Below are 10,062 nucleotides of genomic sequence, written 5' to 3' on the forward strand. Positions count from 1 at the left end.
GATTATAGGATTTCAGTTATTTCGTTAGATCCCACCCCATTGGAATTGGACAGGCATTATAAAGGACTGAAAAGACTGGAAATCAAAGTACCTGCCTGGACCATGGAAAACGGTGAGGGAACGATTAAGGTAAGGCTGACCGGAAAATAAAGAATTCCTTGGAATCCAAATACAGACAGGAGGCTTTGGTCTGCATTGGTTTTCCAAAGTAGGCAATTTAGATTTTGTCCGAAGGCAAACCTTCAATGGATATGAAGATCTGATCACCCAAGATCAAAATTCCTGATTGTAGTGAGCTGCGTCAGTAAATTTAATAATCAATCGATGAATCCAAAAAATAACATTTGCAGGGACAAGTGGTCCTTTTGGGGTTTGGGCTTAGTCCTTTACCTTTTATGCTTCCCACCCCTATTGGCCGACAACCTGAAAGACATTAAAACCATTCAAGAGAGGATAATTGCAGAATTGCTGGAAAATGAAATCAATCCCGAAGAAATAGAAGAATTGTTGACGACCCAACTTGAAGATGGTACATGGCCCGGGATTGATTATAAAGATGTCTCCAGAACCGGTTTTGAGCACAGAATACATTCCGGAAACATGGTTACCCTCAGCAGGGCTTATTCTAAAAGAGGTTCAAAATACCGGAAAAACAAACGGGTACGAAATGCCATAGAAAAAGCATTGGCCAACTGGGTGGAAAACGATTATTTCTGTGACAACTGGTGGCATAATCAGATCGGCACACCCGGTAACCTGGTCCATGTGATGTTGTTGGCAGGTAATGATATGCCCAAGGAGCTGACCGAAAAAGCCCAGCCCATTATTGGCCGGGCGCATCTGGAAGCCTCCGGTGCCAGGCCAAGTGGGGACAGGATCAAAATTGCCGGCATTTTGGCTAAAAACCTTCTATTTGTAGCCGATTATCAACAGTTCGATGTAGTGATCAGGGTCATTGAAGGGGAAATCAAATTCTCAGAAGGAAGAGGTATGCAGTATGATTACAGTTTTCACCATCGGGTGGACCGGGTAAACAATACCCTGTCATACGGATTGGGGTATGCCGATGCCTTTGTAGAATGGGCGGGCTATGTAGCGGATACGGATTATGCTTTTTCGACTGATAAAATACAGCTCCTAGTGGATTATTACCTGGATGGAATCTGTAAATCCATGGTTTATGGCAAATATCCGGATGCAGGTGTGAAAAACCGGAGTGTGGCCAGGGCAGGTGCATTGAAGCCCATGCATGCCGAAACACCAAAAAAAATGCTGCTGATCACTGATTACCGAAGTGATGAACTTAAGGAAATTATTCAGATCAGGGAAGGAAGCATAAAAAACACCGACCTGTCCCACAGTACCTTTTATTGGCATTCCGAACATTTTGCCTTTCAAAGGCCAACATACTACGCCTCAGTGAGGATGTTTTCCACCAGAAACTATAATATGGAAGTACCATACAACAGTGAGGGCCTGAAAAACCATCATAGAGGGGACGGCACCAACCACCTTTCACTTACCGGGGAAGAGTACCTGGATATCTTTCCGGTCATGGATTACCAAAAAATACCGGGAGCCACTATTCTGCAAAAAGAGAAGCTGCCGGATGAAAACCAGATTCAAAAACCTGGATTGACTGATTTTGTCGGGGCGGTGACAGATGGCATGTATGGAGCAGTTGCTTTTGACTTCAAAAGCCCCCATGACCCATTAGAGGCAAAAAAAACATGGTTTTTCTTCGATAATGAATATATGTGCCTGGGGGCAGGCATTACCGGTAGATCCAACAGACCTGTCCATACCACACTGAACCAAAACCTGCTGAAAGGGAATGTAACCGTTAATTCAATAGCAGGTCAAAAAACCCAAAATTCAGGTGATCATGAACTTGACGGAGTGAATTGGATACACAGCGATGGGGCAGCTTATTTATTTACTGAACCACAAAAAGTCTCTTTATCCAATGGTCCTGCCAAGGGATACTGGTGGGATATCAGTAAACAATCCAGTACACCCAAAGAAAAAGTAACTTTGGATGTATTCAAGTTATGGTTGGATCATGGCAACCGTCCCCAAGGGGAAACATACAGCTATGTGGTATTGCCCCATGTGGATGTGGAAGAAACCAGGGGTTATGACTTACAGGGCTCCTTGAAGGTGCTTTCCAATACGGATCACATCCAGGCTGTTCACCATAAAAAATTGGGCATCACTATGGTCGTATTTTACCAGGCCGGAGCTTTGGATTTGGGAGAAGGCCTCCACTTGACCATGGATGGTCCCGGGACTCTGATTCTGCATCATCAGGGAAAAACCATCCATAAAATCGCCGCCGCAGATCCCGGCAGGAAACTGGGAAAACTACACTTCAGCCTGAATACCCCAATCGGAATAGAATCTAAAGGATTAAAAACCCAATGGAATGCGGATAAGGGCATCAGTGATCTGTCTGTTGAATTGCCCAAAGGGGTCTATGCAGGTAAAAGTATAAGTTTTGAGTAATTGTGAAGAAATATGAAAAATAAATTATTGGTATATAAATTTATCCTTTTGGGATTGATGGTTTCCATCTCCCCAACCTGGGCTCAGCAAGTGCCAAAGGAATTGCCGGTTTCCGCACACCCCAGGATTTTGCTGTTGGAAGGTGAGGAGGAAGAAATTAAAGGGCTGATAGAAAAAGATCAGCGATGGAATAGCCTGCATCAGGCCATTCTCAAAGAATCCGATCGGATCATCGGTGAAAGCTTTTTGGAAAGAAAACAGATCGGAAGACGGTTACTTTCTGTTTCCAGGGAGGCTTTAAGAAGAATATTCCATCTTAGCTATGCCTACCGGTTGACTGGTGAGAGCCGATTTGCTCAGAGGGCTGAACAGGAAATGGTGAATATTTCAGGTTTTAGTGATTGGAATCCCAGTCACTTTTTGGATGTGGCAGAGATGACGATGGCCATGGCCATAGGTTATGATTGGCTTTTTGAAGCTTTGTCTCAGGATAGCAAGATAAAAATCAAAGAAGCAATAGTCAAAATGGGCTTGGAACCCTCTTACAATGACAAATACAATGGGTTTTTGAATGTCACCCATAACTGGAATCAAGTCTGCAATGCAGGAATGATTTATGGGGCTTTGGCAATGTATGAAGACCACCCTGATTTGGCACACCGTACCATACAGCGGTCTGTGGAAACCATAGCCAAAGCCATGGATGATTACCAGCCTGATGGGGCTTACCCTGAAGGATATGGCTACTGGGGATATGGGACTACCTTTAATGTTTTGTTTTTAGATGTACTGGAGAAAATTTACGGAACGGACTTCGGCTTAACCGATACCCCGGGCTTTCTTCAGACGGCAGGATTTTATAAAAACATGTCGGGGGTTACCGGGTATTCTTACAATTGGGGAGATGCCGGAGGGGGAAGAGGGAACCTGACTCCTGCTATGTTTTGGTTCGCACAAAAGAACGATCAGCCTTCCCTACTATGGGTTGAAAGGGATTATCTTGACCAGACAGATTTAAGTGGATTAACCCGAAACCGGGTACTTCCTGCTGCCCTGATTTGGGGAAAAAACATCCCCTTGGATAAAATACCTGTGCCTGAACAGAAGGTGTGGGTTGGTCAGGGAGCAAATCCTCTGGCCATGATGCGGACGTCATGGACCGACCCAAATGCCATATATTTGGGCTTCAAGGCAGGGTCCCCTTCAGTGAACCACGGACACATGGATATAGGCTCTTTTATAATGGAAGCAGACAGTGTACGCTGGGCTATGGATTTTGGGATGCAGGATTATGAATCTTTGGAGTCCAAAGGGATACAACTCTTCGGAAGGACACAGGATGCGGAAAGGTGGACCGTTTTTCGCCTCAACAACTATGTACACAATACCCTTACCATAGACGGTGAACTTCAAAGAGTGAACGGGTATGCCAAAATTGATCAATACGGTACTTCAGATGATTTTCCTTTTGCTGTTTCCGATGTGACTTCCATTTATGAAGGTCAACTGAAAAAATTCCAAAGGGGTGTGGCCATTGTGGACCAATCTTATGTTCTGGTCAGGGATGAAATCAGGAATAAGGATTCCAAATCCCATATCAGATGGAACATGTTGACCCCGGCCCTAGTAGCCTTAGATGGGGATAAAGCCCTATTAACTCAAGATGGCAAAAAGCTTTATTTAATCATACAGGGATTGGAAGGTGTAAAATGGAAAACATATAGCACTGATCCCAAAACAGAATATGATGCTCCCAACCCGGGAACGGTAATGGTGGGATTCGAATACCATGCTCAACCTGGAGAAGAAATGAAATTCCAAGTGCTCTTGGTGCCTGAAAAAGCCTTGGGAAAGGTAAAGAAAGATGCTAAAGATTTAGCGGAATGGAAATGAATGGAAAAAGGTTGGGGGAAGTGGGAAGTACGAAGTTCATTGGGAAACGGAAGACGGGAGACGGAAGAGGCCGGATCACTGGAATGATAATCATATAATTCACTAGCGTCAAGAAAAATAAAAAATGATGAAACGAATATATTTTCTCTCTCCTATCTACATATCAGTCACATTTTTACTATTATCCTGTTCTGAAAAACAGCATGAAGGTCCCCTTATCATTGATGAAAGGGATCAGGCGGAGGTTTTGTTAAAAGCCATACCCATAGACTTGGTTTGGGCAGGTCACCCTGTTGGTTTTTCCCTGATGACCCATGGGGACCGCCAGTATATAGCTTATTACAATGAAGACCGGTATATGACGGTAGGTCAGAGAAACCTGGATGAGGAAGAATTTGAGCTGTTTACCCTGCCCATATTTGACAGACAGGAAGGAGGGGGTACCAGTACCATCCTCAATTGGGACAGTCATAATTCTGTCACCTTTGGCATTGACAAAGCAGGATTTATTCACCTTTCAGGCAATATGCACGTACATCTATTGACTTATTTCAAGGCCACCCTGCCTCATGACATTACGTCCCTGAAGCAGGAATCCGGAATGATCGGCACCAATGAAAAGCGCTGCACTTATCCCAATTTCATGACTACCCGGGAAGGTGACCTGGTTTTTCATTACCGGGATGGGGGAAGTGGTAATGGCAATGAGATTTATAATATTTACGATACTGAATCGGGACAATGGTCCAGACTTTTGGATGCACCTTTGACAGATGGCAAAGGAGAAATGAATGCATACGCCTCTCAGCCTACTCTTTATGAAGATGACTGGTATCACATGTACTGGGTATGGAGGGACACCCCCGATTGTGAAACCAACCATGATTTATCCTATATCAAAAGCCCTGACCTGAAGCAGTGGTACAATGCTTTTGGGGAACCGGTAAGCGTCCCCGTCACCATAGACCAGGAATCCGTGATTGTGGATCCCATTCCCCCCGGTGGAGGAATTATCAACTTGGCGGCAAAGCTTTGTCTGGATGGACAACATAACCCGATTATGGCTTTCCATAAATATGATGATGAGGGAAAAATCCAATTCTATGTGGCCAAAAGAAAGGACAGAGAATGGGATATCAAACAGGTTACTGATTGGGATCACCGCTGGGAATTTTCGGGTCGCGGAAGTATAATTTTTGAAGTCCGGATAGGACAATTTAAGAGAAGAGAGGATGGAAAATATGAATTGGGATATGAACATGTAAAATACGGAAATGGTACCATTTTGCTGGATGAGGAACTGAACCCTATTGGTGAGGTATTAAAACCGGTTTCTTATGTTGCCGGTCTGACACCGGAAGGGGATTTTCAGGGTTTATTGGTTCGCTCTGCTGCCGATATGGGAAGTTCTAAAAACGGCAAAACTTATGTCCTTAAATGGGAGACCTTGCCTCACAATAGGGACCGCCCCCACCCCGAACCCCTGCCGGGGCCAAGCCAGCTTTATCTGTTTGAGTTGAAATAGCAGTACTGCCCCGAAGTTATCAAAAATAACCTATTATACTTAAAAAAACCTGACTTGGATCTGAAGGCCAGGTAAAATACAAACTGAAAAATAAGCTATTTATTATAGTCAATTATTGAACATGAAAAATAAAGTACTCCTTACTTGCCCCATATTCCAGTTCACGGGAAAAAACGGTCCGTTCACGGGATAATCCATACCGTTCACGGGAAACAGAATTATTCCTGTTTTATTTTTAGTTTTAAAAAGATAATTTTATTACATGTTTAACTTAAATCATTTCAATCATTAAAAAGAAAATGAAATTACAGAAAGCTGCCATGGCCGCGGGAGTTGTAGCCATGAGCGTAGGATTGTTTAATTCGTTTAACACAGAGGCTCAATCCGGATGCGGGGGAGGACCACATGGCTACATGTGTTGCCCTGGAGGTCCGGTTTGTACTGACGAATCAGGGATTGTATGGCTTGAAGACAGAACAGTTGATAGGGATTTCCCAGGTGATACTTGCACCAATCATTAATAATTCTTATAAAAAATTGATTAATAGATCAGTAACTGGTTTTCTTTAATCGGTTTACCAAACCATCCTGATGTAGCAAATTAAATTATGTGTACTGTAAATACCCCTTTCAAATTGTCGTTGTATTTAGCAGCAATATTGACATTTTCAATTGCTTGTGCTAAAAAGGACTTGGGTCAGGAAAACGTAAAAACATTTTCTGAAAAAACCATACCAAAAATAATCAAGCTCACCGGTAAGAAGTTTTATTTCAACGAATTGAAAATGCCCTTTACCATCTTCACAAAAAGTAATTTTCTGATTGTGGGGGAAAGCAGAAGAATAGACCCAAGATTTCCTCCAGTCCATATTCTGGATACACAAACTATGTCTTATAAGATGTCAAAGGGCGTATTTGGTTTTGGCCCTGGTGAGATTTCCGATGTTGCCGGTATTGATTTGGGGGCAAAGGATAATAAGTTCTGGGTTAATAGCGCCATGAACAAAAGGTTCTCCGAGTTCAGTCTAGACGATACAGTGTCCTTATCTTGCAGTCAAATCAAACAGGAGGGTGAATTTTTCATGGCGATGTTCATGAAGTGGTCTTCAGACAGTACCGTAATGTGCCGGATGGTTAATGACCCCCATCAGTTTGTGGAATTCAACATCAATGGACAACGTCTGGGAAATTACGGGAAATGGAATGACCATTTGGTGAGAAAAGATTTCACAAATTATATGATGTCCGAATTACATTTGGGTTGGTTTCACGGCAACCAAAATAATAATATTTATGTCTCCGCCGGAGCATATCGGGATCGGATAGAAATATTAGATAAGGAAAGTGGGAAAATCACAATGGTTGATGGACCCTATAATTTTATTCCAAAGTTTACTTTAGTAAAAACCGGCGGACAATCAGACAAGCTTATAATAGATATCAATGAGCCTCTTGCTTATTGGGATGTGAAAGTCGGGAATAATTTCATTTATGGTCTTTACTCTGGAAGGACTAATAAGCAAATGCGGGAGGGTACCGAACTTGCCACTGAAATCTATGTTTTTGAACTGAATGGGGACATGCGGTGTGAATTAAAACTAGATACTTCCATTAGAGCTTTAGCTGTTGATGAGGACTCTAAAAAGCTATTTGGCATCACTACTGATGAGGATCCGGGAATTGTAGTTTTTGACTTACCATCATTTGAGTGATTTTTCATTATGAAAAATAAACCTCAATCCTTTATAATTCTTACCAACAAAACCTCTCTCCCATTGATCCATAAATACAGGGAAATGTTTGATTCCACCAAGAACTTAGGAGATATATTACTCCTTTACCTTTTGGATAAGGGTAATCCTTACACAGAGACAGAAGGGGTCAACATTTTTACCTTTAACGACGAGGTACTGACAGCCCTAAACTATTTCCCCCTTGGCTTTACCCTGGTACCGGGTAGTAACCATTTCCCCTTATTGAAATTCTACCTCTTCCACCCAAACTACGACTATTATTGGTGCATAGAAGAGGACGTGGATTTCTCGGGAGATTGGAGAAGTTTTTTTTAGGCTTTCTCCACCGTGGAATCAGACTTTATCAGCAGCCATATACGCCGCTACCGTGATGAACCGGAATGGCCCTGGTGGTCTGCCCTGGCCCACCCCTACTTCGTGATCCCTCAGGAACAGCGCATCCGCTCCTTTAACCCTATCTACAGAATTTCTCGAAGAGCTCTTGAGATGCTTCATAAAGCACTGATGAGCAAGTGGTGCGGCCACCACGAAGTACTGATTCCCACCCTGCTTTATGAAAGCGGGTTTTCTATCAGAGACTTCGGGGGCAAAGGGGAGTTTGTGCCAAAGGGCTTTGAAAACCGGTTTTATGTGGAAAACACTCCCAACCCCAAAGGCATACTCTCCGATGGCACCATGCGCTGGAGGCCTGTTTTCGAAAAAACCGGAAAGGAAGAAAACAAACTTTACCATCCCGTAAAACTGAAGGATGAATAAAGCTGCTGAAATACTGCAAAAAATGGAGGAGCTGTTCCTTGTCCATTACCCAAAAATAGACACCCCCGGACTCTTTAAGGGCAAATTGGGGGTCTGTCTCTACTTCTTCGAAGCCTTTCACCACAACAATGATCCCAAATCTCATCAATCCGGCTTTGCATATCGTTATTTTTTATTTGCTTGAATCACAGCAATTCTATGGATTTAAGAAATCGCTTAATTTCCAAGTGGTTAAACCCGGCAACCAAACCCCCACTGACGGTTTACGGGAAAAAATTGCCCATTCACGGGATAAAACCTACCATTCACGGGAAATAGCCTTTAACCTATTTTATTTTACATATTTTTTATGAAACTTTAAGATATGTTAAACTAAAATCATTTATATCATGAAAAAGAAAATGACATTGAAAAAAGTAACCATAGCCGCAGGTGTAGTGGCTATGAGTGTGGGGTTGTTTAATTCGTTTGACTCCCAAGCAAATGAAGGGTGTAGTGGCCTATGCTGCAAGTTGGATGATGAAAGTTGTTATCATCCTAATGAAAATAAGACCTATGCTGATTCAGAATGGAAGAGTGGACTTCAGTTTTGTCCTTGAATAATTTTCAAATGAGGTGGGATGTAATCATCCCACTTTCCAATTTGGCTAACCCTTTTATGAAAACATATATCAACTTGATTTTCGTATTGTTCCTTTGTTGTGGAGAACCTCATGAAAGGGAATTTAAAGACTATAAAATAAAACATTTTTCTGAAAAAGAAATACCTCCCCCGACCCTATTAAAAGGAAAAAAGCTTCATTATACTCAATTTCTTATCCCCAGGCATATCATTGCTTTAGAAGATCATTTGATAGTAGCTGAAAATCAGTTAAATGACATTTTTTATATTTATGACCTAAACTCCATGGAATTTGTCAAAAGCATTGGTAAGAACGGACTTGGCCCAGGAGAAATTACGTTATGTGCCTCCTTGGCCAAGGGGGCAACATATGGTGAGTTTTGGGCCTTTGACACAAACCTTAAAGCATATTTTGGCTATAACATCAATTCTGACCACAAACTTGCCGAAAAAGAAATTAAACAAGGCGAAGCCTTGGCTATGGCTGTAAATATGGTTCACAGTTCAGATTCCACCTTTATGACAAAGTTAATGCATGGAAATAAAATGTTCGTGGAATTGACTTTTGATGGCGATACGGTCAATACCTACGGCACTTGGGATAGGTTATTTTATGACAAAAGAAGATTGCCCGACCATGTCATAATAAACGTACTTCAGGGTAAATTGGCAGCTTCTGAAGACCGTAATTATTTTGCATTTTCGGGGTTATTTAAAGATTACATAGAAATCTTGGATAAAGGTTCCGGGGTTATTACATCTATCCGAGGGCCAGTGAATAAACTCCCCAAATTTGACATTGATTCCGGCCCAGGATATGAGGTCCCTGTATTCAAGGAACCGAAATATCACCGGTATACGGTCCTACATTTGGGAGAATCTTCGATTTTTGCACTATATATTGGCTTAACACCGGAAGAAATAGTCGAAGGCAAAAAGGGGGTAAGCATTTTTGAATTTGATTATTCAGGGCAAATTTTAAATAATTATAAAATAGATTTTCATAT

At 42.1% G+C, this 10,062-nt stretch carries 9 protein-coding genes; all 9 read left to right on the plus strand.

All coding sequences use genetic code 11. From position 1 onward, the window contains the following. Positions 1 to 324: 324 nt before the first annotated feature. Positions 325 to 2,505, plus strand: coding sequence for a polysaccharide lyase family 8 super-sandwich domain-containing protein (locus ACEW8O_RS08285; protein WP_373494151.1), 2,181 nt, complete (start codon positions 325 to 327; stop codon positions 2,503 to 2,505). A gap of 12 nt (positions 2,506 to 2,517) precedes the next feature. Next, positions 2,518 to 4,398, plus strand: a complete 1,881-nt coding sequence (locus tag ACEW8O_RS08290; protein ID WP_373494152.1) for a heparinase II/III family protein — start codon at positions 2,518 to 2,520, stop codon at positions 4,396 to 4,398. A gap of 127 nt (positions 4,399 to 4,525) precedes the next feature. Next, positions 4,526 to 5,923, plus strand: a complete 1,398-nt coding sequence (locus ACEW8O_RS08295; RefSeq protein ID WP_373494153.1) for a BNR repeat-containing protein — start codon at positions 4,526 to 4,528, stop codon at positions 5,921 to 5,923. 299 nt (positions 5,924 to 6,222) lie between these two features. Further along, on the plus strand, positions 6,223 to 6,444 hold the full coding sequence (locus tag ACEW8O_RS08300; protein WP_373494154.1) for a hypothetical protein: 222 nt from the start codon (positions 6,223 to 6,225) through the stop codon (positions 6,442 to 6,444). Between the two features lie 114 nt (positions 6,445 to 6,558). Next, positions 6,559 to 7,635, plus strand: a complete 1,077-nt coding sequence (locus ACEW8O_RS08305) for a BF3164 family lipoprotein (RefSeq protein ID WP_373494155.1) — start codon at positions 6,559 to 6,561, stop codon at positions 7,633 to 7,635. 9 nt (positions 7,636 to 7,644) lie between these two features. After that, on the plus strand, positions 7,645 to 7,992 hold the full coding sequence (locus tag ACEW8O_RS08310) for a hypothetical protein (protein ID WP_373494156.1): 348 nt from the start codon (positions 7,645 to 7,647) through the stop codon (positions 7,990 to 7,992). Positions 7,993 to 8,004: 12 nt separating this feature from the next. After that, on the plus strand, positions 8,005 to 8,433 hold the full coding sequence (locus ACEW8O_RS08315) for a hypothetical protein (protein ID WP_373494157.1): 429 nt from the start codon (positions 8,005 to 8,007) through the stop codon (positions 8,431 to 8,433). Between the two features lie 389 nt (positions 8,434 to 8,822). After that, on the plus strand, positions 8,823 to 9,032 hold the full coding sequence (locus tag ACEW8O_RS08320) for a hypothetical protein (RefSeq protein ID WP_373494158.1): 210 nt from the start codon (positions 8,823 to 8,825) through the stop codon (positions 9,030 to 9,032). A gap of 59 nt (positions 9,033 to 9,091) precedes the next feature. Further along, a partial coding sequence (locus tag ACEW8O_RS08325; protein WP_373494159.1) for a BF3164 family lipoprotein occupies positions 9,092 to 10,062 on the plus strand: 971 nt, incomplete at its 3' end.

The sequence above is a fragment of the Aquiflexum sp. genome (assembly GCF_041749095.1).
In the GTDB taxonomy this organism is placed as follows: domain Bacteria; phylum Bacteroidota; class Bacteroidia; order Cytophagales; family Cyclobacteriaceae; genus Aquiflexum.